This window comes from Faecalibacterium sp. DFI.5.82 (assembly GCF_029076575.1).
Lineage (GTDB): Bacteria > Bacillota > Clostridia > Oscillospirales > Ruminococcaceae > Faecalibacterium > Faecalibacterium duncaniae.
In genome coordinates, this window is record NZ_JARFIS010000929.1 from 1 (window position 1) to 295 (window position 295).

Annotated in this window: 1 pseudogene; it reads right to left on the reverse strand. The window is 65.4% G+C overall.

Annotated elements, in window-relative coordinates:
• A pseudogene (locus P0G09_RS19535) lies at positions 1-295 on the reverse strand (NAD(P)-dependent oxidoreductase); the annotation flags it as partial.

A 295-nucleotide genomic window follows, 5' to 3' on the forward strand; every position in this document is an offset into this window, starting at 1 on the left:
GAACAGGCCGTTCTCCCGGATCTCCACCGGGGCCTTGCACAAGCGGAAGCCCACGCCCTCGAGCATGGCATAGCTGACCTCGTATTCAGAGGCGCTGATGCAACTCTCATCCCGGCGGGCATAGCAGGTGACATGGCGGGCACCGTTGCGGATGGCGGTGCGGGCGCAGTCCTTGGCCGAGTTGCCCACGCCGATCACGGCGATGTCGTCCCCCAGCCGGATGGCCTTGGAGTTGGCCAGATAGTCGATGCCGAAGGCCACGTTGCCCAGGGTCTCGCCCTTGTTGTGCATGGCG